Here is a 25,880-nt window from a genome sequence, read left to right as displayed (position 1 = left end):
TCACTTTGTTCCAACGGCGTGAGCTACCTCTGGCCACCATATCCAAACTTCTTGCCCAACCGCACCAGCTGCCGGGTGTCGAGAATCGTTCGTTTTTCGACATCGTCGAATCGGTTCGCGTCGGCTGGGTGCCCTCGACGAGAATGGTGGACTGTGTCCCTGATCGTTGTCGTCGATGCCAATGTCCTGCGCGCTTCACCGAACTTGGAGCTCAACCCTTGGCAGTCCCTGCTCGACCGGCAGGAAGAGTGGGACCTTGAGCTCGTCGTGCCGGAAGTAGCTCTCCATGAGGCTGTGCACCTCCTTCACGTGGGTTGGGAGGAGGAGCTGAAGAAGGTCCAGGCATTGAATATCGGGAACTTGCTCGATCTCGGTGGCCACAAGCAGGAATTGGCCGACATGCTCAGGGCGAAGATCGATCAGCTGGAGGAGTGGTTCCTGGACCGTTGTGAGGAGCTTGGCATAAGCGTCGCCTCTCCTCCGGAGGATATCGACTGGATGGACATCGCAAAACGTGCGATCTACCGCCAGCCGCCGTATAACGAGTACAGCGAGAAGTCCAAGGACGGATTTCGGGACACCCTCATCTGGCACACGCTTCTCGCGATCGCAGCCGAGGATCCTGACGCCGAGGTCTGGTTCGTCAGCAAAAACCACAAGGACTTCGGGGAGCCAGGCCTGGAGGCCCGCGAGCTGGACAACTGGTCGGTTCCGTTTCACCCTGCGCTCGCGAGCGAGCTGGCGGACCGCGGGCTGGCTGAGCGTGTTCACTATGTGACCAATATGCCTCGGCTGGTAAGTAACCTCAGTGCGAGGTTCGAGCCCATCGGCGAGGACGAATTCCAGCGCCTTCTCGCTCAGCTCGACAAGGACAGCCTCATTGAAGCCCTGATGAATAGGGTCATCAACCTTCCCTTGGATCCCCGCACCGCGGCGCTGGACCTCAACGTCAAGGTGGGCCGGGTGGCAACAGCTACGGAACCCGAGTGGGAGGACTGGCACTTCGAGGAGCGTGCGCGGGCCGGCCGACCTGGTGGGTGGAGAGCCCGATTCGAAATCGACGCTCAGGTCGATATCGACACCACCGAACTTGCCGGCGAAGGAACAATGCACGACAAGTGGCTGCGGTTCTCCGGCGACCTCACCGTTCTTCCCGATGGGAGCGTCGCCCAACTCGTCGTAACGACCGCCGAAGCATTGCCCGATGATCCGATGCGAGCACGGTGGAAGCGCGCCGACGCCGAATCCCGGGCTATGGGAGCAGTCCAGAACTGGGCGATGGGCGCCATCCGCGGCCCGGCATGGGATGAAGCATGGTCAAATCTCGCAGCCACCATAGGCCCGTCAATACGGAGCTATGCGGAATCGGCAGGGTCCGTGCAAGCTCTGCAGAGCATCTTCGCGCAGGCATACACCTCTGAACTCATGCCCACGATCAATCTCGGCGCGGCTTACCAGAGAGTAGGCGTCGACACCGCCTTCGCCAATTGGGGCGGCACAATGATTGGTCGAGACCCGACTGCGCGGCTCGGTTCGGCTTACCGAGCCGCTATGGAACCAGACGCGCAGCTGGATCGAGAGGAGTCATCCGTGCCGCGCCGGCCTGCGGCGGCCAAACATCAGGTCGAGCCATCAGCCGAGCACCCTCGGAAGTCTAAGAAAACTCCCGGAAGCAAGGACGCCACCAAGAAGTCTGGGGCGAAGAAGGCGACTACCAAGAAGGCCCCGGCGAAGAAGACCACAGCCAAGAGTGCGGCCAAAAAGGTCGCGAACAAGCAAGCCGGGTCCAAGAAGGCCACTGACGGAAAGGGCCCCACCGTGAAAAAGGCCAAACCCTGATGCGGCGGGCGCAGTGCTTAGATGTGGCCCCTTACGGGGTCAGTCGGCCTTCCTGGTCTATGCCCACTCTATAGCGCCGATTCCCGCGCGATCGGGTGTCGCGCCGACGTTCCTCGGCCCCCTGGTTGTGCGAAATGGGAGCACGAGCGGAGGTAGGACGTTCGCGGGTCGTATCCGCCGGTCGTTATCGCCGCCCTGTAGTCCTCCGGGTTGCAGAAGAAATACCGGACGCTGCCGTCGCTGTAGGTCACCTCGACCGGCCTGTGCCCCCGGCGGCTGACGGCAATGGGTTCTCCGGTGGCCTCGGCCGTAGCGATCTTCTGCGCCAGGGCGCGGTCGTACTGTGCGCGCTGGCGCCGCTGCTTCCGGGCCGCGGATGCCACCGCTCGCCGGCGCCGCCACTGTGCCCAGTTCTTCTTCGTCCAGGGGAAGAGAAGTTTGAAAATGCCGGTGGTCGCCGCGACGACGAGACCGACCACGATCGCTTGCCACATATCCATGGGCGGCAAGGTACGTAATGGGGGTGCACGGGGTCCGGGGAAGAAGGGGCTGACTGCCGATAGCCACAAATTGTCGGCGGCCAGGCGATTCGGATCCGGCCGGTCAGGGAGTCTTGGGGCGCTTCGTCGGTTTCTTCATGCGGGCGAGCTCGGCAGGGCGGATGTAGAGATTCTCGATCAGCGCCAGCGTGATCTTCTGCAGATCCTGGGCATCTTCGATCGGGATTTCCTCCCAGCTCTCCTGGTGCGCTCCGGCATTGCCCACCTGACGGATCTGGGCCGCCCACTCGTTGAAGCAGTCCCAGAGGGTTTTGTCGTCGACCATCTGCTGGGTCGCCAGGTTGAGGGTGTTCTTCTTCTTCGCCTCGTCGCTGCCCTTGTCCTGGACGATGTGAGCGAGTGCGTTGCGGAACATCGCCACCGCGGCGTGCGGGGCCTCCACGCTGACGCCCTTGACCTCTTCCTCGTATGCGGGGTGCCGGTAAGGATCGTGTCACCAGCCGCAACGAGGTTAGGTCTGTGGGGCAGCGCCGCTATGCGCTGGCCACACCCTCCGTGACGTCGGCCAGATCGGCGGCGGCACCGGGGGTGGGCCACCAATGCAACGGAATCCAACGGGTAGTCCACTCGCCTCTCGGCAGGTAGAACGTTCGGTACTCCTCGATGACGATGTTGCATCTGTTGCACCCGTGGCATCTCAGAACCGCCACCTGCTGTTTGCCCAGGCCGCCTCCCGGCTTCTGCAAATTTGTCGTGTTCTCGGTAGTGAAGTTGCTGGTTCGGTGGCAGCGCAGGCACAGGCCGCTGGGATCCGAACTGGTCGGGAGGGTGTCGGGATTGGGTTCGTAATCCTCCGACTCATCGTTGGATTCGTCGGCGGCGGGGCTGATCGATTCAGAGGCCATGCTGCCGATCATCGTGTTTAGACCGACATGTATTACTCAGGGCAGGCGGGTCGCCCACTACTCCGACTGAACCGTCCATCCGATTTCGGCGGATACTACGGTGACTCCTCGTCGGTGAGGCCCGCGAGCCGGGCATGTATCTCGGCTTGGCGCTGGAGCCCGTTTACCCAGTGCCACCGCTGGACCAGTTCGGCGGCCTTGGCGGGCTCGATGTGCGTGCCGTCCGCCACCGCCTCGGTCGATATCCTGATCGTTTCCATCAGCGCGTCGTACGCGTCGTTCGCCAGCCACTCGGCCCGCCCGGATTGAGATGCCACCACCGTCATCGCTGCACCCCGTTCACAGTCGCACGACGGCCGCAACCGCGGTCGGGGGAAGAAGGACCCTCCGACTTTTCTTTGCCTTGTCCGGCACGGTCACTATGAGCCACCCGTCATCGTCGGAGACGGTTGCCGAGATCGCCTCGAAGTGGGCGACCGACGAGTCGTGTCGGTCGCGGACGAGACCGTAGAACTCGGCTCCCGGCAGAGAATCTGATGCGGCCTTCGTCAGGTAGACGCGTGAATTCGACATGGGCACAACGATAGAAGGCCCGACGGGGCGATACCCGGCCCTTCGGTCAGATATCCCGACCCTGATCCCGTCCGCCGGACTCCGGCCGTGCAACCCCTGCGTCGGTGAGCTCGTCGAGGACCCGCTGTACCGCGACGGGGTCGACTCCCGTGATGGCCGCGAGGTCCTTGGCTGGCCACGAACCGGGTCCGTGCCGCGCGTCCTACTTTGCGGCTTGTGACAGCTTCAGGAGTTCTGGGCCAACAACGATGCGAAAACCGCAGTGACATTGGCGAATGTCGGTTCGCGGACCGCTACCCTGGCCGGGCTCGAGCGAATGGCCACAGGCAACATGCAGACATCCGATTCGGCCTACCGATTCTGTCGGTGGCCGGCGAAGATGCTCACCTACCAGATGGATAGGTACGAAACCTGGATTTCTGAGCTGAGCAAAACGGATCCGGAAATGGCCAGGTCCTACGCGGAAATCGTGGGTGACCTGCTCACTGAAGCGATTTCGAAGGGGTACGTCACCCCTGACAAGGTGACCTCCGCAGCCGAAGTCCACATTCGCACCGGGAGTTCCCGCCAGGTCGCTCACCTGGTCGAGATCGGGCTACTGACGCTGCCATGAGTTCGAATAGGATGTGATATCCGAAGTCCGGCGAACGATTACGACCATGATCATGGCACCTTCGGAATGCCCGGCATGTAGTCGTTTCGGAATACACGTAACTGTTGGATCATCGCGCGCGGGCCCGGAGAACGTGGTCCGGCTCGGCGCCAGAGGCGAATGGGACGGTGCGCGGTGAGCATCAATTGGGACCAGCTCGGTCAGCAGCGGTTCGACCGGATCGTCGAAGTGCTGATCACCCGGCGTTATCGCGATGCAGACAGTGTGATACCTGTCAATGGCCGCGGCGGCGACGGCGGCATCGACCTCGAAGTACGCCAAGGTGAACGGCTCCGCATCTTCCAGCTCAAGTACTTCCCGGAAGGCTTCAGCGGTGGATTCCGGAAAACGAGGCGTGAGCAGATCAGGCGCTCCTACAACAAGGTGCTCAAGGAGGAGCCTTACGAATGGGTCCTGGTGGTGCCGAATAATCTCACGCCGACCGAGCGGACGTTCGTCAAGGGCCTCGTGAAAGGGGCCGAGGCTCCACGCTGGCGGGTGATCGACCGGACCGGGCTCGATGACCTGCTCGTCGACTTCCCCGAGGTCGACCGGTGGGCGCAGCGTAACGTGACGACAGAACTGCTCGAGAACGCGAAGACCTTCAACCGCGAGATCGACAGTCTCCTCGGCCCAGACGATCTGGGCACCCGAATTGCCAACCTCGGCAGGTTGGTCGATTCAACCGATCTGGACTGGACCTACGACTTCCACCGAGACGGCGACACCGTGTCTCAGATTCTGCGAGCACAGCACAGCCGCGCCCACATCGTGAACCCGGTATACATTACTGTCCGCGGGCAATTCGGATCGCAGCACGCGGAGCTGGTCGAGCAATTCCAGGACCGCGTCAGGTTCGGTACGGCAGAGCGCGTGGTGCTCCCCTCGGAGACCGTGAACGGCATCGAGATCACTGGCCCTGAGCATATCGCTCGCCAGTTCGAATCAGGTGATGTGGTCCTCGAAGTAGGCGAATCGGCAGCACCGGGTGTCGGACGCCCCGTGGAGCTGCGTTTCTCCCGCGAGGACGGCACCATCATCGCAGCTCACGAAGGCCGCATCACCCACTTCGGCACCGGAACGCACGGGTATGCCCTGGAAGCAGCGTTCTACGACGAACACCTCACAGCTCGGATCATGTTCCCGGAAGCCCCCGGCGCCCATGCGGATGCGCCCCGGGCCCAGATCACACGCAACATTCACCGGGCGCGGCCGCGGGTGGTCCTCGACGTCCTCCGGCTGGCTCGCCAGCTCCGGACCGCTCACAAAATCGAGGTCTTCATCGAAGGCAATTTCATGCTGTCGGTGCTCAACCATGCCGATAACGAAGCCGACAGCGACGAACTCATACTGGAGGAGTTCGCCGCCGACCTCGATATCGTGCAACAGCATTGCGAGCAGTACTTCGCCTTTCCCGACTCGGTGTCACCACACGAGCGCGTCGCGCTCCGCGTCGCCCGCATCGTCATCGAAGGTGGCATCGTGGCGACACCGCAAGTCGACAGCGTGACCCTGCCCCTGTCGGGTGAGGATTCCCCAGAGCTTCGAGCCACCCTGGCGACGGCGGAGGTACCGGTGCTCGTCGGATACGAAACCTACGCTGTGTCCATCGCGGGTCGAGAGCTGCCCATCGGGCCGGTGTGGGTGTTCCATCACGCCGCTACCTTGGTGGACCCGGATTCGGTCATCGCCGCACTGGACGCCGGCCAGGCCGTCGGGTTCGAGGTCGTCTACCGCCCCGCACGCGACCCCTACTACTTCGTCGCCTCTGCTGGACTGCCGGAAGACCGGCTGGACAACCAGCCCCAAACGCTATGGGGGCTCACCGGCATCAGCCAGCCACGGCAAGAGCGCCCCCAGCGGCCGTCGAGGGCGATAGCCCCGCGCTGACACCAGCAGCCACCGACGACTGAACCAATCCTTCGACGACGGCCAGGCCGGTTTGTAGAGCGCCGGCGCCGGTGATGCACCGTGAATCGCCTCCACCCCGTGGCCTACTACATGCAGAACTGCCGGACCGACAGCGTGGACCCCACGGGCCGGGTCTCCGCCGGCCGCAGACAACTCCACAGTGACCTGGGCAGGTAGAGACCAACCCCGAAGTAAAGTTCGTCCCCTGGCGTCCGGTATCCGCCAGGGGATGAACCCTGTTCCGGGGCTGATCTACTGCTTCCCTGGTCCCTGCAGGGATACAAGCACTCGCGCCTGCGTTTGTGCGATGTCACCCTCATCTACAGACTCTTCGGAGCGGACTCGGTGCAGTGCGTACTCGGTGAGGGTGACCAAGGCTTGCCTGCCTGAGTGCCATGGTCGGGCGCTCAGCGAGAGGATCGGCACCTCCTTATCGAGTTGGAGGGCTTCGCGGAGGATCTCGATAGGTTGGGTGTCTGCCCTATCGAACTCGGTGATCGCCACCGCGAACGGGAAGTCGCGCGATTGGAAGTAGTCGATCGCGTCGAAGCTGTCCTCGAGGCGCTGGGGATCGACCAGTACGAGTGCGCCGATCGCGCCCTGCACCCATTCGTCGTATATCCGATGCCGCATGCAAGAGTTCGGCGCTGCGAACAAAATCAGAGCGAGGTCGTTGGCCAAGTTGATGCGGCCGAGTTGCAGCCGACCGCGCGGCGAGTCCGCCGACAAAGACTCTGCAGGGTCGCCGAAGGTAGGGGCGATGTCCGACACGTCGACGTAGTACATCTGATGCGACAACGAGGAGATCAGAGCGGTCTTGCCGGTCCCGCCGCCCCCAGCGATGATGATCTTGGCGAACGTCGTGGCGTCCGTCGCCAGCCGTGCGCCGGAAGTAGCGCCAGCCGCTGCGTGGCTGCCGGCGCTGTCCGAGGCTGTCCAAGGCAGGTCATCCGGCCACACAGCACGTGGACACACGATCACCAACCCCAGGTCGGCCATATCGTCGACCAGTTCCCGTAGCGAGGCCAGCGGCCACCCGAGCTCGGCCGCAACATCGCTGATCGGCCGCGGCTGGGCACAGGCCTGCCGTAACAGCCGATAGTGTGCGGGCATCGTGGCTTTCGGTTCGATATGGCCGGCGGCGTACACGGTGGCGCCGTCGAGATGATCCAGCTTCCTCGGCTGGACCGCGGATTCGTCGCTCCGGGCGGACCCGACAGTTTCGAAGTGCGTGGCGTGCCCATCTGCGGGCGGGGTGCATTGCGATTCACCCATTCCCTCGGTTGACGGCTCCCTACCAGCGCTATCAGCGATGCGCTGATCCTCGATTGCGTGATGCAGTCGCGCCCAGCCGGCGTCTGCATCACCTCGGTCGCCGGTATCGACGAGGTAGGCATACAGCTCCCCGAACGCTTGGTTCACCGTGACCGACTCGGTAGCCTCGTTGATCTCCCTGTCGTTGCTCATGACTTGTGTCCTCCGGTGTGTGCCCCCGTCGAAGAGATACTCGCGGCCAGGTCGCCATCGTCTTTGAAGACGATGTGGTACGGGTCGCGGTTGACCAGCACCTCGATCTTCTTGCGTGCCGCGTCCCTGAGTTGGTAGGCGACCGTCCGTGTCGTCCTCAGTGCGGCCGCGACCTCCGTACCGTTCATCCCTACCGCCCAGCTGAGATAGGCGGCCTGAAACTCTCTATCGGTCAGGTCTTCTCGCAGCACCCGCCAGAACCTTTCGAGCGTATCGACGGCCAGAACGCGTTCACTGGGATCCGGCGCCGCTGGGGGTCTCGCTGCAGCCTGCACGGTCTCGTGTGTGGGATCGGGAACCGTGATCTCCTTGCGGTTGCGGCGATACATGTCGATCACGCGGGAGTTCGCTGTCATGAACAGCTTCGCTCGCACGTGAGTATGCGACATCGCAGAGAGAGCGTCGCCGTGCAGGCGCCACAGTTCCAGGAAGACTTCGTGGGTGAGGTCCTCGGCGAGAGAAGCATTCCCGCGCAGCGCGAGCTTCAGATGTGAACGAACGCTCTGATACTCACGTGCGTAGATGTCCCTGATGGACGAGATGTTCTCGTCATCGGAAGCTGCTGTCATGTCCGCGGTGTCTCCTGTGGCATCGACTCGGCTGGCGTGACCACGTCCATTACTGGGGCGGTTGCTACTTCGACCACATGCGATGCGATCGACGATCTGCACCGGTTGATACTGATCACTCGGCTACCGGCAGGTGCGGCACGCAGGATCATTCGTGTATCACGATGCTGCTGCCAGGCTCGAAGACAACCGATCAGTCCTGACCCGACAACCCCCAGGACGGGGATGAGAACCAACCACAGCGGGCTCGACCACGGTAGGTGGCCCCAGAAGGACAACGTCATGCAGGATAATCGTTTCCCGGGCAAGAAATCTCTGGATCGGCAGGTCAGGCTGAACCATCTGCCCGCCGAGCCCGTAAAGGACAAGGGGGCCGACCTGGACGAGCGGCTGAGGTCGCCGTGAGAGGAAGCGATGACCCATTCGCCACCGTCGTGTTAGCCCTCGGATCAGTCAGACCACCCCGGCAGGAAGGGGTTCCGGTAATAATCGCGCGGAAAACAACGACAATGGCTCGACCAGGTCAAAAGGCCACTGTCAAGAAGGAGAGAGCCCCGGAATTCTCCGGGGCTCTCTCGTGAGCGGGGGTCTGTACCGGCTATTTGTTCCCGCCGCCCTTGTCTGCGCTGCTCTTGGCTGCGCTGGACTGGGCGCGGGGAGCGAACCCCGACTTGGCCGAGCTGCTGCCCGGGTTCTTCGCGGCCGCGGACTGGATGCGAGAGGCGGCGGCGCCGGTCATCTTCCCGCCACCGCTCTTGCCGCCAGACTTGGACATGACGCCCTCCTTCCGATTGTCCTTCTGCCCAGTCTTCGCCTCGAGCGAGCCTGTCACCAGAGTGTCTCATTACCGATGTTTTGAGACATAGGGACGTCTCCCGGGCGGCGCTTACCCCCGGTCAGGTGCGGTTTCTGGACCGAAGGGCGGGCCGGGTGTCAGCGGCAGCAGTTGGGGTCGAGGACGAGGCAGAGTGCGGCGAGGGCGTCGCGGTGGGCGCGGTGGATGACGTTCATGCCGTGGCGTTCGGAGGTGACGAGTCCGGCTTTGCGGAGTTGGCCGAGGTGGTGGCTGACCGTGGATTCGGAGAGTCCGACCGTGTCGGCGAGTTCGCCGCCGTTGCATCCGGTTTCCGGGTTGGCCAGCAGCAGGGACATGAGTTTGACCCGGACCGGATCGGCCAGCGCTTTCAATCGGAGCGCGACGTGCAGGGCGGCCTCGTCGTCGACCGGGCCGGCCGCCACGGGCGGGCAGCAGAGCGGGGTTGTCATGTCGATGACGGGCAGCGCTTTGGGCATGAAATCCATCCTACCTACGATGTTGACTTATGTCGAAAAGGTGGCAGACTGGGCGCCGTCAATCCTTCGATATATGTCACACAGGTGGTGGTTATCATGTCACGTGTTCAGCTCGCACTCAACGTCGACGATCTGGAGCAGGCCGTCGAGTTCTACTCGACCCTGTTCGGTGTTCAACCCGCGAAGCGCAAGCCCGGCTATGCGAATTTCGCGGTCGCCGAGCCGCCGTTGAAGCTGGTGCTCATCGAGAATCCCGGTCATGGCGGCAGCGTGAACCACCTCGGTGTCGAGGTGGAGTCCTCGCAGAAGGTACACGCCGAGATCGCCCGGCTGTCGGAGGCGGGGTTGTTCACCGAGGAGCAGATCGCGACGACCTGTTGCTTCGCGACCCAGGACAAGGTGTGGGTGACCGGCCCGAACAAAGAGCGGTGGGAGGTCTACACCGTCCTCGCGGATACCGAGCACTTCGGCACCGAACCTCGGTTCGCCGGCAAGGACGACGCGGAGGCGGTGCAGGCGTGCTGCGGCACCGCCGGCCGCGGCGAGGCCGCGCCCGAGGAGTCCGGGACGGAGTCGACGGTGGCGTGCTGCGCGCCGGCCGCTGTCGCCCGGTAGAGCCCAGGTCTCGGCGTGACCGATGTGGAGACCGCGCCCGCGGCAGCGGTAGGTGAGTTGTCGCGGGCGGGGCGCCGCCGGGTGTTGGCGGTGCTGTGCCTGACCCAGATATCTGGTTGGGGGATTCTGTATTACGCGTTTCCGGTGCTCTCGGTGTCGATCACCCGCGAGACGGGGTGGTCGGCAACGGTGATCACCGCCGCGTTCTCCCTCGGTCAGCTCGCGACCGCGCTCACCGGGATCCCGGTCGGTGCGCTTCTGGACCGGACGGGCCCGCGGCGGGTGATGACCGCCGGATCGGTTCTCGGGGTGGCCGCGCTGGTCGCGATCGCGGCCGCGCCGAACCTGCCGGTGTTCTATCTCGGTTGGTTGGCGGCGGGTGTGGCGATGGGGGCGGTGTTGTATCCGCCGGCGTTCGCGGCGTTGACCCGCTGGTGGGGGTTGCAGAGCGTGACCGCGCTGATGATCCTCACCCTGGCCGGTGGGTTGGCGTCCACGGTGTTCGCGCCGCTGACCGCCGCTTTGGATACGCACTCCGATTGGCGTGCCACCTATCTGATCCTTGCTGCGGTGCTCGCGGTGGTGACGGTGCCGGCGCATTGGTTCGGGTTGCGGGCGGCATGGCCGGACCCACCGGCCCCGGCGATCGCGGCGCATGCCGATCACACTCGGATCGCACGCAGCCCGCGGTTCGCCGCGCTGGTGGTGACCTTGTGTCTGGCGGCGTTCGCGAGCTTCGCCGGCATCTTCAACCTGGTTGCCCTGCTGCAGGAGCAGGGGTTCAGCACCGGGTTGGCCGCGACCGCGCTCGGGCTCGGCGGCGCCGGCCAGGTGTTGGGCCGCATCGGCTACCCCGCGTTGGCCCGGCACACCGGTGTCACCGCCCGCACTGTACTGGTCCTGGCCGCGCTCGCGGTCTCGACCGCGCTGCTGGGGGTGGTGTCGGCGGGGATCGTGTTGATCGCGGTCGCGATCGGCGCCGGGCTGGTGCGCGGGATCTTCACCCTGATCCAGGCCACCGCGATCACCGACCGGTGGGGCGCCACCCACTACGGCCGTTTGAACGGCCTGCTGTCGGCACCGGTGGTGATCGTGTCCGCGCTGGCGCCGTGGGCGGGCACGGTGCTGTCGGCGTGGACTGGCAGCTACGCCCACGCCTACCTCGTCCTCGGTGCGGTCGCTGCCGTCGCCGCGCTCACCGCGACCCTGACCAGGGTCGATAGTTCGAAGAAAGAGACCTTGTGACAACCGAACACGCATACGACGCGGTGGTCATCGGCGGTGGCCAATCCGGCCTGGCCGCCGCCTACCACCTCACCGCCACGGGCCTGAACACCGCGGTCCTGGAAGCCGGGCCTGAGCCGGTGGGATCCTGGCCGCGCTATTACGACAGCCTGACCCTGTTCTCCCCGGCCCGCTACAGTGCCCTCCCCGGGCGCCGGTTTCCTGGGGATCCGGACCGGTATCCCCACCGCGATGAAGTGATCGACTACCTGCGCACCTACGCCGCCGCCCTGGACGCCGACATCCACACCAGCGCTGCCGTCGAGACCGTCGCCTCTACCGACGGTGAGGGATTCGCGGTCACCACCGGCTCGGGTGCGGTGTTCACCGCGCCGCGGGTGGTCACGGCGACCGGGTCGTTCAATTCTCCATTCCTGCCCGCCGTTCCCGGGCGAGACGAGTTCGGGGGCCGGATCCTGCATGCCGGCCGATACCGCAACCCGGCCGAGTTCGCCGGCCGGCGAGTGGTCGTGGTGGGCGCGGGGAACTCGGCGGTGCAGATCGCTGCCGAGCTCGCAGAGCACGCCGAAGTGGTGCTGGCCAGTAGGGCGCCGGTGAAGTTCGTGCCGCAGCGGCCGCTGGGCCGGGATGTGCATTTCTGGTTCACCGTCACCGGGTTCGATGCCGTCCCCTTGGGCCGGATCGTGAAACAGGCGCCGACGCAGCCGGTGCTCGACGACGGCCGCTACCGCGCCGCCCTGGCCGGCGGTCGACCGCAGCGGCGGGAGATGTTCACCGCGTTCACACCGGAGGGTGTGGTGTGGCCCGACGGCACCCGCACCCTGGTGGATGCGGTCATCTTCGCCACCGGTTACCGCCCGCACCTGGCCTATCTCACCGGTACCGGGGCGCTGACCGAGACCGGGGTCCCGCGGCAGCGCCAGGGCCTGTCGCTCACCCATCCGGGGTTGGGGTTCCTCGGGTTGGAGTGGCAGCGCACCCCGTCGTCGAACTCGCTGCGCGGGGTCGGCCGGGACGCGGCATATCTGGTGCGGCGGCTACGGCCGGCGACGGCACAGCAGCGGGAGCACGCGCGATGACCAACGCCTCGGTGGACACGGTCGCGCGGGGGCTGGTCCGCGGCGGGCGCGTGCTGTCGGCCGACGGCACCCCGATCACCTACCTGGTCCGGGGTTCCGGGCCGGTGCTGGTGGCGGTGCACGGTGGGCTGGGTAGCGCGGTGAGCATGCTGGGGTTGGCCGGCCACCTCGCCGAGTACTACACGGTGGTCGCAGTGAATTGCCGCGGTCACGGCACCTCCGGGGCCCCGCAGTCACCGCCGGATATCGCGCACGAGGTCGCCGACCTCACCGCGGTGATCGACGCGGTCGGCCCCGTCGAGGTGGTGTTCGGCTACTCCTTCGGCGCGGTCCTGGCCTTGGAAACCGCGCTGTGCGCACCGGATCGGGTGCCGCGGCTGGCGGTCTATGAGCCACCTTTGCCGGTCACCTACCCGATCCCGGATCTCGCGGTGGTGGATGCGGCGATCGCGGGCGGGGAGTATGAGCGCCTGATCCTGACTGCTTCCGCGGTATCGGGTGGGTTCTCCCCGGCCGAGCTGGCTGCGCTGCGCGCCGATCCGTTGTGGTGGCACAAGGTCGCCCAGGCCCCGACCCTGGCCGCCACGCTGCGGGTCCTGGCCGGTCTGGATCCCGATATGGGCCGCTACACCGCGATCACCGCACCGACCACGGTGATCACCGGCACCACCAGCGCCGACTACATCCTCGACGCCGCCGACCTGCTCACCGAAGCACTCCCGGACCCGGCACGCAAAACCCTGCCGGGCCAAGGCCATCACGTCGACCCCGCAATCTTGGCCCAGGCCCTGCTCCCGGGTTCAGGCGTGGGCGGGTAGCAACTCGGCGATGAGTGCCTGCACCCGGGCGCGGATCTCGTCGCGGATCGGGCGGACCGCGTCCACGCCTTTGCCGGCAGGGTCTTCCAGGTCCCAGTCGCGGTAGCTGATGCCGGGGAACACCGGGCAGGTATCACCGCAGCCCATGGTGATCACCACATCCGAGGACTGCACTGCGTCGGGGGTGAGGATCTTCGGGGTCTGGGCGGTGATGTCGATCCCGATCTCGGCCATCGCCTCGACCACGGCAGGGTTCAGACGCTCGGCGGGCGCGCTACCCGCGGAGCGAACCTCGATCGCGCCATCGGCGAGATGATGCAGGAACCCGGCGGCCATCTGGGAGCGCCCGGCGTTGTGGACACAGACGAACAACACACTCGGCTTATCGGTCACGACAGGGCCTTTCACACGGTGGGGACGTCGAGTTCGGTGAGCAGGGCGCGGACACGGGCAGCGATATCGTCGCGGACCAACCGCATCCGCGCGATCCCCTCGATCCCGCGCTGCGCGGGTTCGTCGGTCTCCCACCGACGCACCCGCACACCGGGCGGAGCGTCGAGGTCGGCTTCGCGGCCGAGGACGACCACCAGGTCCACGGTGTGCAGCAGCGGATCCACCGGCTCGGGGATTCGCCCGCGATATCGGCTCCGACCTCGGCGAGGGCGGCCACCGACAACGCGTTGAGCTTCGTACCCGGATCGGTGCCCGCCGACAACGCGACGACCCGGCCGCCGGCGGCCTGGCCCATCGGCCCGGCCGCCCTCTGCGATTTACCGCTGTTGCGCACGCACACGAACAACACAGTGGTCACCGCGAACCCGCCTCGGCCGCGGTGGTCGGGGTGCGGAACCGGTTACGCAGGGCCAGCGATACATATACCAGGGCAACCAGCACCGGGACCTCGATCAACGGGCCCACGACCCCGGCGAGGGCTTGGCCGGAGGTGGCGCCGTAGGTGGCGATCGCCACCGCGATGGCGAGCTCGAAATTGTTGCCCGCCGCCGTGAACGCCAGCGTGGTGGTCCGCTCGTAACCCAGGCCCATGACGGCGCCGAGCAGATAGCCCCCGCCCCACATGATCGCGAAGTACGCGAGCAGCGGGACCGCGATCCGGGCGATATCGAGGGGTTGGGAGGTGATGCGGTCACCTTGCAGGGCGAACAGCACGACGATGGTGAACAGCAGCCCGTACAGCGCCCACGGCCCGATCCGCGGGATCAGCGTGGACTCGTACCATTCGCGGCTTTTTGCGCGTTCCCCGAACCGGCGGGTCAGATAGCCCGCCAGCAGCGGGATCCCGAGGAAGATCAGCACCGATTCAGCGATCTGCCACGGGGAGGTGTCGATGGTGGTCTGTTCCAGCCCGAGCCATCCCGGCAGGACGAAGAGGTAGAACCAGCCCAGAACGGCGAACATGAGCACCTGGAAGATCGAGTTCAAGGCCACCAGCACGGCGGCGGCCTCCCGGTCACCGCAGGCGAGGTCGTTCCAGATGATGACCATCGCGATGCAGCGGGCCAGGCCGACAATGATCAACCCGGTCCGGTACTCCGGGAGGTCGGGAAGCAGTAGCCAGGCCAGGGCGAACATCAGCGCCGGCCCGAGCAGCCAGTTCAACACCAGCGACCCGACCAGCAGCCGGCGATCGCCGGTGACGGTGCCGAGGCGGTCGTAGCGGACCTTGGCCAGCACCGGATACATCATGATCAGCAGCCCGATCGCGATCGGCAGCGAGATCCCATCGATCTCCACCGCTGCCAAGCTGTCACCGAGCCCGGGAATCAACCAACCGAGCAGCAGACCGGCGGCCATGGCGACACCGATCCATATCGGCAGGAGCCGATCCAGCGTCGAGAGCTTGCCCACCACACCCTGCTCGACGGCGCCGGTGGTGTCGGTGGCGCTCACGCGTTCACCTCGGCGGCCACGCCGCTTTCCAGCAGCAGAGCATCGGAGACCCGCTGCAACGCCTCCGGCACGACCCGGTAGTACACCCAGGACGCACGGCGCTCGCTGGTCAGCAGCCCAGCGGAGCGCAGGACTTTCAGGTGGTGGGAGATGGTCGGCTGGGTGAGGTCGATGCCCTCGGATAGATCGCACACGCACGCCTCCTGCCCGGCGCGGGAGGCGATCGAGCTGAGCAGCCGCAGCCGGACCGGGTCCGACAGCGCCTTGAACACCGCCGCCAACTCCACCGCCGCGTCTGCGGTCAGGGGTTCACGTACCCGGGGCGCGGGGTTACAGGCCTCGACCGGTTCTATCGGCAGTTGTGGATTAGACATACATCGATATTGACAATCATCTATGTCGTGACGCAAGCGAACACCCGGTGAACAGCCCTACACCCCGGACGCCGAGCCCGCCGGTCGACGCGCCGCATAGCGTGCCCCGAGCCGCTTCCGGGCCCCATCTCAAAACCAAGGTTTCGAGACTTGGCTACTTGCGTTCAGGTCAAACGGGGCGGGTTGCTATCGGTCACCCATTGAAGTTTCTTCAGGTCTTTCCAGAGCAACATCAGTGCGAGTGTGGTCGCGGGCCTTACGCCCAGAAGATCGAACCGACCGCCATACATGACGAAGCTAGGAGCGTAGGGCTGGATGGCTGGCTGTGTCTCGAAATACGTGTAGTGGGCGCTGGAGAGGGTGTCTTTTTCGTCTTCGATCTCTTGGCTTCGCTGAGGATCGTTCAAGGTCAGCGATACGCTGTCAGTACCGATTCGACGGCCGTCGGGATGTATAGCACCGGTAGGCTTGAGCAGCCACTTCAGGGAAGGTTCCGGGGGGCCGGGGAAGGCGAACGGCCCGCGGTCAGCGTTGGGGTGGTAGCTGATGTTGCCGAAGAATTGGACGGGCATCAGGGCTCGATGCCCCAAGGTATCCCCGAAGTGTGGGGCCAGGTTCTCGCATAGTTGGCGATAGCACGACAAGGCCGCCTCGGCGATCTGCTGTACACGCTGCTTGATTCGGTCCGGCGTGTAAGTCCCCCAGGGGTTGGAGAAGTCGCCAGGGACGTCCGGCGGCGGGTACATCGCGGGAAGAGCGTCGGTGCTGCTTTCATCCGCCCAAGCTGGAGGCGCGAATCGTTGGCGAGCCATATCGAGGTATTCGTCTCGCACCACCCCCGGAACTTGGGTCGCTACAGTATCTATGAGTCGCCCCAAGCCCTTGTTGAGGTCTTCGGCGAGGTGGCGTTGCATGACTTCCCAGACCCAGTTCACACCGGTCGTGACGGGTTCCGTTCGTAGATAAACGCTTCTCTCTCCGTAAGCACTGGCCAAGGGCAGCGTCGTTACGGGAGGAAGCGGCTCGGATGGAACCTCGTCGCTGACCAACCATGCCAGAGTCAAACGGGGTTCGTGAACGGCCACGGCAAGACTTATTCCGTTTAGATCCGATGCTCCGCCAGCCTGAACAGGAAAGGTTGCTTTGGCCAGAGGGCCCAGGCCTTCCAACATCGCGATAGCGGCCTCTCGCAGCCTGTGGCCGATCGTCTCCCAGTCCTCCGGTCCGAACGCGGGGTGTGGGTGGGTGAGCCCCCCAGTACGACTCTCGCGGATCAGCCATGCCAAAGCGCCAGGATTCCATCGGGCCACGGCGGCGAGCAGCGGGTCGGCTCGAGTGGGCTCGCCCGAAGCCAGCACCAGCGCCAGGACGTACTTCCATCGATCGAACATCTGCAGCGATCCGAGTGCTTCTTCAATATCGGTAATACCTTCGAGCAGTGCTTTGGCCGCGAACCACTGTTCGAAGGTGGCCAGCGAGAAGGCGCAGCGGCGGCCATCCGAAGTGACCAGAGGGGAAGCACGGATGCGAACGGCGATATCGGTCGTTGTAAACCGAGCGGGATCTACAGGCTTGCCAGTGCGGATTGTCTCCACGGCCAGCTTCTGCCAGTGGGGGAAGAGATCGTATCCGAGGTCGCCGACGACCTTGTCGACTACGCGGTCGATCAGTTCGGGTAGACCCGTTACACCTGACGGGTCCGTGGCGTGGCGAGCGACAAGCAGCGCGAACAGCGGCCGTTGCACCGCTTCGGCGAGCTGGTCGTTGAGCGGGCCCACCGCATGGCCAGCAACAACACGCATCAGCTGCTCTGCCTCGCCAGAGGTCAACGGGGAGACCTTCACCTGCTGGGATTCAGTAATCGTATCGCCGGCACGGGATGTCAGCAGAACGCGGGATTTGGGCCATTGCGCTACAAACTGGATCGCCTGCTCGCTGATCCCCGCGGCTTGATCACTGCGCTCATCGAGCCCGTCGACCACCACGTCGGCGCCGTAGTCGCGCAGCGCCGCAAGTCCGGTGTGGCTGACTATACGATCTCCGAGCAGGCCATCGAGGTACTTTGTATCGACCCACACCGGCACGCGCGAACTCGGGTCGCGGAGCGCGTGATCGATAGTTTCGCGATGCCACTGCTCGGCTATATCGGACTTTCCAGACCCCAACGGACCTATCAAGGCTCGGACCTGCCCGGCGGGAAAGTCCGAAAGTTGGGCGGGAAGGTTGACAGGGACTGCCAGTGATCGATCGACTTGCTGGGCGGTCAACGTCGCGCCACTACGCCGCTGCTGACGCCGGGCGGCCGAAGATCGGTACAACGCCTGTAGGTACTCGTCGCGGCCGATGGACCCGACAGAGCCGAGGAAATGGTTGAGTCCGGACCCAACCTGGATGTAGTAGACATCACCCCACGCAACGACCGTGGTGTTGTCATGGCCCGAGACCTCGACCTGCTGCGTACTCCGCTGGTGAGGGATCGGGCTCAGCGGTGGCGGGGTGTCTGTCATGCCGAAGGCGTGGAAGACCCGAAGTTCAGATCGCGTCCTGCGACTGCTGTGGTGTTGTTTGAGCCGACGACGCTGGTTTTCTGCACGAGCGACTGCACCTGCTGCTGATCACGATCGGTTAGGGCGGGGACGAGCTCGTCGTCGAGCAGGCGCTTCAACTCTTCTCGCACCTCGGGGTTGCCGTTGACCAAGCGATGCAGCCGCAACCGCCAGTCCGACACCAATGCCTGCTGCATCGCTGTATCGCCGTCAGCTTGAGCCGCAACCGCGTCCTCACGCAGCTGGTCCAGATCCGAACCCACTTGCTCGGCGTCTTCGGGACGGAACCGTTGCCACCACCCCACCACCGAATTCTTGATCAACTCCCACCCCTCGGTGGTCATCGCTATGGCCAACGCCTCGCCGGCGGCCAACACAATCTCGTCCACGCAACCCCATCTCTCGTCGAAAGACCAATAACCGCAGCAGAACGCTTGCCTACTGCACTCCTGCGTAATCGGTTCACCAAGCGACAGCGCTACACCCAATTTCCTGAGACACCGTCCCGTCTGGTCGCGAACCCCCGATTACACTGTTCATAAATTGATCTTCGGATGACGGACACCGATGCGCTCGAACCGCTTGCCCTCGACGGCGATGCCCTGGACCCGATCGGCGGGGGAGTGGCGCTGATCGGGTACGCCCGCGTCTCGACCCGGGACCAGAATCTGGATCGGCAGACACGGGCGTTGAAGGCGGCCGGGTTGCACGAAGGTGTTCGCCGACAAGAAGACCGGCAAGGACACCGAGCGCGAACAGCTATCGGCGTGCCTGGACTACATGCGTGCCGGCGACACCCTCGTGGTCGCCTCGCTGGACCGGCTCGGCCGCAGCCTGCAGGACCTGTTCTCGATCGTGGCCCATCTGCGGCGCCGCGGTATCGGGTTCCGGTCCCTACACGAAGCCCTCGACACCACCACCCCCGGTGGTCGCCTGGTGTCCCACGTCTTCGCCGCGCTGGCCGAGTTCATCCGCGAGCTGATCGTCGACGGCACCCACGAAGGCCTGGCCGCGGCCCAGGCCGCGGGCAACGCCCCGGCCAGCCACCGGCCATGAGCGACGAGCAGATCCGGCAGGCCCGGGCGCTGCTCACCCGCCTGGACGAGTCGGTGTCCTCGATCGCGCGGCTGCTGGGGGTCTCGCGGACCACGCTGTACAAGTACCTGCCCGAATTCACCGGCAGCCGGCCGGAGCCGGCCGTGCACCCCATAGATAAACCGCGCCTTCTGCGTGACGTGAGCCTCTACACCTGAACCAACGCTCGCCGACTCGGATCCCACCAGTACTTGTCCAGTCCGCGCAATGCGTCGTCGTACTGTTCGACCCAGGGGGGTTCGTCGCCGATCAAATCGCGAGCGGGAATCGGGCACCACCATTTCGGGTCGCCAACAATCACCCCGAACAGTCCGAGTCCTGTCAAGAGAATCGGTGGCACTGTTCCATCGACGCGCGCGTCGCGGGGAACGCGCCACTCCCGCTCCTCCAGCCAGTCGGACCTCTCACCCAACCGCACCACCCACTGACGCAACCGCGATGTGGGCGGCAACTCATCCATGACATCGTCACGGACGTACCAGACCGGACCGCCACCAGCGGCGAACACTGCTTGCCGGTCGAACATCAATCCCCACGGCTGGTAACCGCGCCTGCCGATCAGAAACTCCAGCCCAGACCACGAGCACTCTGTCATGCACACCGCCGGATGACCCGTGAAGGTGGGAAACGGGCAGATGCTGCCCTGGGAAAGGATCGATTCCAACCGCTGTTCGGCACTCATCGCCCTGATGTACTCGGGCACATCAGGGCCCGGTGGCCTGCCGCGCGCGACAAAGTGCACGAGCATAGCAGCCAAGTCTGGATGCTCAACCTCGCGAAGGGGCGACGGCTGAGCAGCCGTGGGTGAACTCTCCATGCCGATGTCTCGGCCCCGCACCGCCGACCCGTTACAGGGGAGGTGCCGGTCCGACCACGACCTTCGGTGGTGTTCGGAACACGACGATGCCCCCGCTCGGGCGCGTTCGCCCGGCTGCCAGTCGGACCAACGGACTGCGGCAATGTTGTCCTTGCCCGGACACAGGCGATTCGGCGCAGGCCCCTGGTTTATGTTTTTCGGCGATTACTGTCCGCACCTCGTGTGAAGGAGGTGCCGGCTACGAGCTGGCACGGACGGATCGGCGTGCTCGGCACGCGCGTTGGCGGTGATTCGGATCGCAATACTTGGCGGGCCTTCCGGCCTTGCCGGGTTCGCGAGGCTCGAGCTCGCGGCCGCACCACAGGCACAGCCCTTCCGGAGCCCGGCCGCCGAGATAGGCCAGGAGGCGTTCGCGGTGGACCGGATTCAAACGAATCCATCCGGAGATCCTGCTGATCACCCATTCCTCGCGGTCGTTTCGGTCTTCTCTGAGATTGTCGATGATGTACAGGAGCAGATCCCTCTGCCGGGCCGGTAAATCGTTGATGGCCTGCTTGATATCGGCAGGCAGAAAACCGTTAGCGACATAGTCACCTACCGGATCGTGCGAGTACGACGGACGGATCATCGCGGTTCCTCCTCGCTCACGGTCACCTCTGGCCGCGTCTGCTGCCGGGCAGGTGGCATCGGGTCGAGGCGTCGCCCGAACCCGAGCGCAAAGGCATCGAATATCTTCGGGACGTCCTCTGCCCTGGCCTTCCGCAGCGCGGTGAGGGCCACGATCACCACCGCGGCGATCAGGGCCAGCACCGGCAGTTGCATCCAGAATGCAGTCCACGTGGTGAGTTGGACCGGGAAAGCGACAACAGTCGACACGACACCTCCAGAGACGACGAAAGGCCCCCGACGAACCGCCGGAGGCCTGTCACATGCGAACGAAAAAGGCTCCAGCACGGTTGCTGGAGCCAAGATGGGCACAAGAATGCCCGAACGACCCAGAAGTGTAGTGCAGCAGTGCAATTGCCGCAAGCCCCTGGTTTACGCTGGTCAACCCCGATCCAGCGGGCGCGGCGCAGCCTTGCAGCGCGGGCAATTTCGTGACATCGAGCATTTTTACGTATTTACGTTTTTTCCCTCAGATACGTCTGAAGGCACCATGTCGACTCTGATGCGGTGGCGCTCCGCGCCGGCCCGGGTAAAAATGGCGGCAAATCCGACGAAGTTGCCCCCTACCAGCGGGCTACGCCGTATCCACCCGGTTTCCGGATAGTGGTGAGCGACATGAACAACCCCGTAGACCTCGACGCCGATACCCCCGCGGGCAAGCTCGACCCGATCGAGGTCATCGACCCATCACGGTCCCACCGGCACCCATAACCCAGAGGGCCATCTCATCATCACTGCCAGCCTGGTCGACCTGGCTCGTCGACGGATAGTCGCCGAGCTGCGGGCGGCCGTGGTTGAAACAGGTAAACGAACGCTGCGCGGCCTCGACATCGAGGATCAACTCTGGCGCACCCAGAACCTTCGGGAAGCCAAAGCCAGCCTGAACTGAGTTGCTTCCGGCGCTGGCCGCACAAGTCGCTACCGCGCCGGCGTGCACTGGCTTGCCACCGGAGATCGGCCGGGCCTGTTCGGCCCGGATGTCCGGGCTGGGGAGCCTTAAATCCGCAGGTCGGGTCGCGGCGCTGTCGGCGACTCGCCGAACGACACAACCGCTACCTTGCGGCCTGGGCCGGCTTCAGGATTCCGGGGCCAAATAGCGCGTGCGGAGAGGGTGGAGCCAGCGTCCGCTGTTTCTCCCACCACAGCGGTCCGAACAACCAATGCTCGGTCTCACGCAGACCCGCCGCATGCTGGCGGGCGAGGTCGACCACGGCCGGAGCCGGGCCGGCCACCTCGATCTCGATGTCGGGAACGCCGGTCCAGGTCACGATCTCCTCGGCGATATGGCCCACGCAGCCCGCCGGCATCTCCACCACGCGCCCACTGTGGGGGTCGCGGACCTGCAACCGCAGATCCCGGGCCCCGGCCGTGCACGCCTGCGAACCCCCACTGACCTCGCAATACCACTCGTTACGCGCCATACGCACCTGCGCAGCCAGCTCACACGATGCGACCATCGCCACCCGGGTCACCTCCAGCAGTCCCACCGCATGCCGGCGGGCCTCGCAGACCCTCTGCGCCGGCGCGTCCCGCGTCACCGCCGAAGCCCGCGTGAGATGGCCGACGACTTGGCCGGCGTGATACACCGATACCTCATCGACCACGCCCAACCCCGCGGCCGCGCCGACATGGACGGCCGAGAGGAGGGCGAGGTCGACCGCCGCGGCGTACATGGGGTGGCTCAGGCATCGACCCAGGTGGTCAGCGCGATGATCGACCGGTTTCGCCGGGATGTGCTGTAACGCTGCCACCTGATGCTCTACCTCGTCGACGGTCTGCCGCACCAACGCGCACCCGCCACTGGAACCGCCTTCCCCGCGGACCGGCTCGCTTCGCTGACCCAGTTCTCGCATCGCGCGGCGGTAGCGGACACCGCGGTCATCCCGATACTGCCGGGCGGCCTGCTTGCGCTGCTTGTCCCTCGTCATATCGATCCTGTTCCGGGCCGGGCCCCACGAGCCGCGCCCCGACCACATCAGACGAAGGAGACACCGGATAGTGGTTGCGCGAGTCGCAGACCCTTGTCCGCCATGCCGATCGGCGTGGGCGATTCGGCGCAGATTCCGGCCAGCGCAGCGGCCGTAACCACCATAGCGCCCCACGGTGTGCGCGTAGGTGCAATCCGGCCGTGGTACCTGCGGCCGCTCCGGATAGCCGGACCACAATGGTGGCGACGGGACAGAGACGGGACAGGTGATGAACGAACTCCATGACCAGACCCCGCAGGCTGCGCTGCTCGACCACCGACGCATGCCGAGCCGCATCCCAGGGCTCACCGGTGAACAGGCCCGCGAGTGGCGAGAATTCTGGCGCTGGGCGGCGGCCGCCGAGATCGCCGAGCTACCCGGCGGCGGGTTCCCTGCCTCCGCGGTGCTCGCCTACCTCGAGGAGGTCGGTGGCACCCTGGCGACCCGCCGCGGCCGGGTGACCGCCATCAACGAAGCCCACCGGTGTGAACGCACGCCGGTCCCGGGCGAGGCCGAAGCGATCCGCCGCGCCCTCAACCCCGATCGCGGCGCCCGACTCGACGCTTCCCGCGCCCGCGCCGATGCCCTGCTGCCCCAGCTGCCCGTCACCGGCTGGCCCGAAGGCCTGCGCGGTCGCCGCGACGCGGTGATCGTGCTGCTGGGTACCTCCGGGCTGCGCTGGGCCCAGATCGCCGCCCTCATCCAGCGCGATATCCGGGTCACCGACACCGCGGTCACCGTCGGCGCCCAACCTCTGGTCGAACTCCCCGCCACCGGCGACCCGCAGACCTGCCCGGTCACGGTGTTCCGGCGCTGGCACGCCGTCCTGGCCCACGCCCCCGACCCCCGAGGGCATCTCATCGCCGAGCGCATCCTCACCGACACCGACCACGGGCCCGAACCGGAGCTACTCGAGCACTTCGCCGATCAGCCCTACCTCACCGACTTCGACGCCCGCGGCATCGCCGCCGGCTACATCGGCGAACTCGACCCGCTGCCTGCCGAGACGATCGCCGCGATCACCCTGGGCCTGGTGCTACCCGAGCCGGCCCGCGCTGCGGTCGGCGTACTGGATTCCGATTACTACGAGCGCGGTGTCGCCGCCCGCCACCGCGATCAGCGGATCCTCGACGAACTCGACGACATCCTCGACCGCATCGACGCGTGGGAGGTCCCGGCGATCCTCGACTTCCCGCCCGGCTGACCGGAGGGTTAGCGGGAAGGCGGTCTCAGGCCCGTTCACAGCAGGTGTGCGTTGGATCGGATCGAGGCCAGGCAGTCCTGGATCGAGGGCCGCGCGCCATAGACCAGCGCCATCGCGTCGTTGTAGCCGACTTCCAGGATCCTGCGTACTGGTGGATTGTCGGCCAGCAGCGGACCCTCAGCGAACCCACCGGCCGGGCGGGGGGTGTAGCCGAATCCCGCGGCGGCACTGTGTTCGTCGACGTCGGCGCACAACTGCGCGATCCCGTCGGCGCCGAGTGCCTCGAGCGCGTCCCGGACACGTGCGTCCCCGAGCAGGCAATGGATGTCGTAGAGGTGCCGGGCATTGCGCCGCAGCGTGGCGGTGGCCGTCGGGTCGGGTGAGCGGGATGCACCGTCGTGCAGGGCCGCCAACTTCTCGAACAGGGTGCGTTCGGGCGCGAGCACATCGATGCCGAACACGGCGAACTCGGCCCAGGTGTCGGCGGTGTCCCCGAAATGGTTGATCGCGAAATCGGCTATCAGCGAGCGGACCTCGTGACGGCCGGTCGGGAAGGTCCCGCCGCGCGTACCCATCTCAAGGAGGACCCCCTGTTTGATTGCGTCCTCCGCGGCCGGTGAGGCCGTGGCGCGTGCGGGGTAGATGTAGCTGATGTTGCGTTTGACTCCCCGCGTCGATTCCTTCGCCACGACCGCGTCGGCGGGCAAGGCCAGGTGCGCGGTTACGGCATCACGCACCTGTTTGAGCGCCTTGTCCTTCGCGCCGACCCCGGCCCCGACATCCGGGAAAACCACGAGCAGGTCGATGTCTTCGGAGAACCGCTCGATCAAGCCGTAGACCCGAGACAAACTGGTGCCGCCCTTGAAGATCACCGTCACCGGCCCGGTGCCGGACCGGCCGGTGACGGTGACCGGGAACGTGGTGGCCCGCAGCACCTCCATGGCCCAAAAGTCCTTTTCCAGGAACGACTGATCGAGGTTGAGCCGGGAGGCGGCCGCGCCGATCAGCGCGGCCAGCTCGTCGGGATGCTCACGCAGCAGAGGGGCCATCAGGCCAGCATGCCCGATACCTGCAAATCCTCACTCAGGCGCCGGAGATTGCGGCGCAGGGCCGGGGAGCGCTCGGCTTCGGCCGCAGTGGTGAGTTCGCGCCAACGCAGCGTGCCGCGCTCCACCGCGGTGCCGACCGCCGTCACGAGCGCGGACCATCCGCCGTCGACGGCAGTCTCCCAGTCACCGCGCAGCAGTTCCAGGACGGCGATCTCGAGCGAGGTCAACGCCAGCCGTTTGAGGTTGCTGCGCTGGGAGATCTTCACCCCGGGCACGGCTGTGGGCACCGGGCCGGTCACGACCATGGTGGGTTTGGCCGGTACCTGGGTGGTCAACCCGAGCGCGCGGGCGGCGGAAAACCCGGTCGGCCCGGCGCCTGTGCTGCCCAGCACCTCGGCCGCGATCGCTTCGGCCGAGGGCCGGGTGGTGCCGTAGCGGGTCCGGGCGCCCTTGAAGTACAGGCCCTTGCGGATACGTACCAGCTCCCCGCGCTGGTGCGCGCGTTTGACCGCCGAGGTCGCAGCAGCAGCGGACCCCGGCAGGCGGTTCGTGTGCACGAACCCGCCGACCGGAACGGTCGCCAGCGCTTTGCCGGCGTCGCCTACTGCCGCCCTCATGACAGGAAATTGTACCGAAAACCTGTCACGAAGGCGAGGTTGCGCACCGTGACCGCCGCCACGATAGGCCCGTCTACCTGGGAAAACGCGGGTGATCGGGCAGCGCGGCCC

General features: G+C 65.6%; 30 protein-coding genes and 2 pseudogenes. 11 read left to right on the top strand and 21 right to left on the bottom strand.

Annotated features, from left to right (window positions below):
- Positions 1–153: 153 nt before the first annotated feature.
- Entirely contained in the window at positions 154–1,839 is a 1,686-nt protein-coding gene (locus tag ON32_RS27360; protein ID WP_051133641.1) for a PIN domain-containing protein, read from the top strand.
- A gap of 68 nt (positions 1,840–1,907) precedes the next feature.
- On the opposite strand, the gene ON32_RS24545 is transcribed toward ON32_RS27360, so the two are convergent.
- The 5 genes from ON32_RS24545 to ON32_RS29760 all read right to left on the bottom strand — a co-directional run bounded on the left by ON32_RS24545 (position 1,908) and on the right by ON32_RS29760 (position 3,817).
- Positions 1,908–2,339, bottom strand: a complete 432-nt coding sequence (locus ON32_RS24545; protein ID WP_040793382.1) for a hypothetical protein — start codon at positions 2,337–2,339, stop codon at positions 1,908–1,910.
- A gap of 103 nt (positions 2,340–2,442) precedes the next feature.
- Positions 2,443–2,781, bottom strand: coding sequence for a DUF4145 domain-containing protein (locus ON32_RS24540; protein ID WP_051133640.1), 339 nt, complete (start codon positions 2,779–2,781; stop codon positions 2,443–2,445).
- 91 nt (positions 2,782–2,872) lie between these two features.
- Positions 2,873–3,244 carry a hypothetical protein gene (locus ON32_RS24535; RefSeq protein WP_157224342.1) on the bottom strand — a complete coding sequence of 124 codons (372 nt, stop codon included), beginning with the start codon at positions 3,242–3,244 and terminating at the stop codon, positions 2,873–2,875.
- Positions 3,245–3,339: 95 nt separating this feature from the next.
- Positions 3,340–3,570: a hypothetical protein gene (locus tag ON32_RS24530; protein WP_040793380.1), complete on the bottom strand. Its 231-nt coding sequence runs from the start codon at positions 3,568–3,570 to the stop codon at positions 3,340–3,342.
- A 13-nt stretch (positions 3,571–3,583) separates the two neighbouring features.
- Positions 3,584–3,817: a hypothetical protein gene (locus ON32_RS29760; protein ID WP_040793379.1), complete on the bottom strand. Its 234-nt coding sequence runs from the start codon at positions 3,815–3,817 to the stop codon at positions 3,584–3,586.
- Positions 3,818–4,133: 316 nt separating this feature from the next.
- Here ON32_RS29760 and ON32_RS24520 point away from each other — a divergent pair, with 316 nt between their 5' ends.
- Together ON32_RS24520 and ON32_RS24515 are read left to right on the top strand one after the other, a co-directional pair.
- Complete coding sequence (locus ON32_RS24520; protein ID WP_157224341.1) at positions 4,134–4,430, top strand: hypothetical protein; 297 nt, start codon at positions 4,134–4,136, stop codon at positions 4,428–4,430.
- A 174-nt stretch (positions 4,431–4,604) separates the two neighbouring features.
- Entirely contained in the window at positions 4,605–6,359 is a 1,755-nt protein-coding gene (locus ON32_RS24515) for a hypothetical protein (protein ID WP_157224340.1), read from the top strand.
- Between the two features lie 273 nt (positions 6,360–6,632).
- Here the strand turns inward: ON32_RS24515 and ON32_RS27355 are convergent, their stop codons facing one another.
- Together ON32_RS27355 and ON32_RS24505 are read right to left on the bottom strand one after the other, a co-directional pair.
- Positions 6,633–7,847 (bottom strand): DUF742 domain-containing protein, encoded by a 1,215-nt coding sequence (locus tag ON32_RS27355; protein ID WP_051133639.1) that lies wholly within the window; start codon positions 7,845–7,847, stop codon positions 6,633–6,635.
- Positions 7,844–8,476, bottom strand: coding sequence for an RNA polymerase sigma factor (locus tag ON32_RS24505; protein WP_040793376.1), 633 nt, complete (start codon positions 8,474–8,476; stop codon positions 7,844–7,846). The genes ON32_RS27355 and ON32_RS24505 overlap by 4 nt, the downstream gene beginning before the upstream one ends.
- Positions 8,477–8,758: 282 nt before the next feature.
- Between ON32_RS24505 and ON32_RS30620 the strand changes: the two genes are divergently transcribed.
- Entirely contained in the window at positions 8,759–8,881 is a 123-nt protein-coding gene (locus tag ON32_RS30620; RefSeq protein WP_281032252.1) for a hypothetical protein, read from the top strand.
- 193 nt (positions 8,882–9,074) lie between these two features.
- Here the strand turns inward: ON32_RS30620 and ON32_RS29405 are convergent, their stop codons facing one another.
- Positions 9,075–9,251, bottom strand: coding sequence for a hypothetical protein (locus tag ON32_RS29405; protein WP_169331674.1), 177 nt, complete (start codon positions 9,249–9,251; stop codon positions 9,075–9,077).
- Positions 9,252–9,409: 158 nt separating this feature from the next.
- Positions 9,410–9,769 (bottom strand): Rv2640c family ArsR-like transcriptional regulator, encoded by a 360-nt coding sequence (locus tag ON32_RS24490; protein ID WP_040793396.1) that lies wholly within the window; start codon positions 9,767–9,769, stop codon positions 9,410–9,412.
- Positions 9,770–9,865: 96 nt separating this feature from the next.
- Between ON32_RS24490 and ON32_RS24485 the strand changes: the two genes are divergently transcribed.
- Genes ON32_RS24485 through ON32_RS24470 form a run of 4 tightly spaced genes read left to right on the top strand, consistent with a single transcriptional unit; the run spans position 9,866 to position 13,526 of the window.
- A complete protein-coding gene (locus ON32_RS24485) occupies positions 9,866–10,384 on the top strand; it encodes an ArsI/CadI family heavy metal resistance metalloenzyme (RefSeq protein ID WP_040793395.1) in 519 nt (172 codons plus the stop codon).
- 15 nt (positions 10,385–10,399) lie between these two features.
- Entirely contained in the window at positions 10,400–11,629 is a 1,230-nt protein-coding gene (locus ON32_RS24480; RefSeq protein WP_083874761.1) for an MFS transporter, read from the top strand.
- A complete protein-coding gene (locus ON32_RS24475; protein WP_040793373.1) occupies positions 11,626–12,708 on the top strand; it encodes a flavin-containing monooxygenase in 1,083 nt (360 codons plus the stop codon). Before ON32_RS24480 ends, ON32_RS24475 begins: the two co-directional genes overlap by 4 nt.
- Complete coding sequence (locus tag ON32_RS24470; RefSeq protein ID WP_051133638.1) at positions 12,705–13,526, top strand: alpha/beta fold hydrolase; 822 nt, start codon at positions 12,705–12,707, stop codon at positions 13,524–13,526. The genes ON32_RS24475 and ON32_RS24470 overlap by 4 nt, the downstream gene beginning before the upstream one ends.
- On the opposite strand, the gene ON32_RS24465 is transcribed toward ON32_RS24470, so the two are convergent.
- The 6 genes and pseudogenes from ON32_RS24465 to ON32_RS24440 form a co-directional block, all read right to left on the bottom strand.
- Entirely contained in the window at positions 13,509–13,919 is a 411-nt protein-coding gene (locus ON32_RS24465) for an arsenate reductase ArsC (RefSeq protein WP_040793372.1), read from the bottom strand. The genes ON32_RS24470 and ON32_RS24465 overlap by 18 nt on opposite strands.
- Before the next feature lie 11 nt (positions 13,920–13,930).
- Positions 13,931–14,337: pseudogene (locus tag ON32_RS24460) on the bottom strand (arsenate-mycothiol transferase ArsC).
- A complete protein-coding gene (gene arsB, locus ON32_RS24455) occupies positions 14,334–15,434 on the bottom strand; it encodes an ACR3 family arsenite efflux transporter (protein ID WP_040793371.1) in 1,101 nt (366 codons plus the stop codon). Before arsB ends, ON32_RS24460 begins: the two are co-directional and overlap by 4 nt.
- Complete coding sequence (locus ON32_RS24450) at positions 15,431–15,808, bottom strand: ArsR/SmtB family transcription factor (RefSeq protein WP_040793370.1); 378 nt, start codon at positions 15,806–15,808, stop codon at positions 15,431–15,433. Before ON32_RS24450 ends, arsB begins: the two co-directional genes overlap by 4 nt.
- 164 nt (positions 15,809–15,972) lie before the next feature.
- A complete protein-coding gene (locus tag ON32_RS24445) occupies positions 15,973–18,315 on the bottom strand; it encodes an NACHT domain-containing protein (protein WP_040793369.1) in 2,343 nt (780 codons plus the stop codon).
- Positions 18,312–18,743 (bottom strand): hypothetical protein, encoded by a 432-nt coding sequence (locus ON32_RS24440; RefSeq protein WP_051133637.1) that lies wholly within the window; start codon positions 18,741–18,743, stop codon positions 18,312–18,314. The genes ON32_RS24445 and ON32_RS24440 overlap by 4 nt, the downstream gene beginning before the upstream one ends.
- Before the next feature lie 165 nt (positions 18,744–18,908).
- Between ON32_RS24440 and ON32_RS30375 the strand changes: the two are divergent.
- Together ON32_RS30375 and ON32_RS30370 are read left to right on the top strand one after the other, a co-directional pair.
- Positions 18,909–19,410: pseudogene (locus ON32_RS30375) on the top strand (recombinase family protein).
- The gene (locus ON32_RS30370; RefSeq protein WP_245551273.1) at positions 19,407–19,607 is read left to right on the top strand and encodes a helix-turn-helix domain-containing protein; all 201 of its coding nucleotides are present in this window, start codon (positions 19,407–19,409) and stop codon (positions 19,605–19,607) included. Before ON32_RS30375 ends, ON32_RS30370 begins: the two are co-directional and overlap by 4 nt.
- Here ON32_RS30370 and ON32_RS24430 read toward each other — a convergent pair.
- From ON32_RS24430 to ON32_RS24410, 4 genes are all read right to left on the bottom strand, one after another.
- Positions 19,598–20,131, bottom strand: a complete 534-nt coding sequence (locus ON32_RS24430) for a hypothetical protein (protein ID WP_157224339.1) — start codon at positions 20,129–20,131, stop codon at positions 19,598–19,600. The two genes, ON32_RS30370 and ON32_RS24430, sit on opposite strands and share 10 nt — an antisense overlap.
- 373 nt (positions 20,132–20,504) lie before the next feature.
- Positions 20,505–20,894 carry a hypothetical protein gene (locus ON32_RS24425; RefSeq protein ID WP_040793367.1) on the bottom strand — a complete coding sequence of 130 codons (390 nt, stop codon included), beginning with the start codon at positions 20,892–20,894 and terminating at the stop codon, positions 20,505–20,507.
- Positions 20,891–21,142 carry a hypothetical protein gene (locus ON32_RS24420; protein ID WP_040793366.1) on the bottom strand — a complete coding sequence of 84 codons (252 nt, stop codon included), beginning with the start codon at positions 21,140–21,142 and terminating at the stop codon, positions 20,891–20,893. Before ON32_RS24420 ends, ON32_RS24425 begins: the two co-directional genes overlap by 4 nt.
- An 842-nt stretch (positions 21,143–21,984) precedes the next feature.
- Positions 21,985–22,860 (bottom strand): hypothetical protein, encoded by an 876-nt coding sequence (locus ON32_RS24410; RefSeq protein ID WP_040793364.1) that lies wholly within the window; start codon positions 22,858–22,860, stop codon positions 21,985–21,987.
- Positions 22,861–23,128: 268 nt separating this feature from the next.
- On the opposite strand from ON32_RS24410, the gene ON32_RS24405 reads away from it, so the two are divergent.
- Positions 23,129–24,103 carry a serine/threonine-protein kinase gene (locus ON32_RS24405; RefSeq protein ID WP_157224338.1) on the top strand — a complete coding sequence of 325 codons (975 nt, stop codon included), beginning with the start codon at positions 23,129–23,131 and terminating at the stop codon, positions 24,101–24,103.
- 35 nt (positions 24,104–24,138) lie between these two features.
- On the opposite strand, the gene ON32_RS24400 is transcribed toward ON32_RS24405, so the two are convergent.
- Together ON32_RS24400 and ON32_RS27345 are read right to left on the bottom strand one after the other, a co-directional pair.
- Positions 24,139–25,152 carry a nucleotidyl transferase AbiEii/AbiGii toxin family protein gene (locus ON32_RS24400; protein WP_040793362.1) on the bottom strand — a complete coding sequence of 338 codons (1,014 nt, stop codon included), beginning with the start codon at positions 25,150–25,152 and terminating at the stop codon, positions 24,139–24,141.
- Positions 25,152–25,769: a DUF6088 family protein gene (locus tag ON32_RS27345; RefSeq protein ID WP_051133636.1), complete on the bottom strand. Its 618-nt coding sequence runs from the start codon at positions 25,767–25,769 to the stop codon at positions 25,152–25,154. Before ON32_RS27345 ends, ON32_RS24400 begins: the two co-directional genes overlap by 1 nt.
- Positions 25,770–25,880 lie beyond the last annotated feature (111 nt).

Origin of the sequence: Nocardia paucivorans NBRC 100373 (genome assembly GCF_000308675.1) — a bacterium.
Taxonomy (GTDB): domain Bacteria; phylum Actinomycetota; class Actinomycetes; order Mycobacteriales; family Mycobacteriaceae; genus Nocardia; species Nocardia paucivorans.
This window is presented reverse-complemented; position numbering and strand designations above follow the sequence as displayed.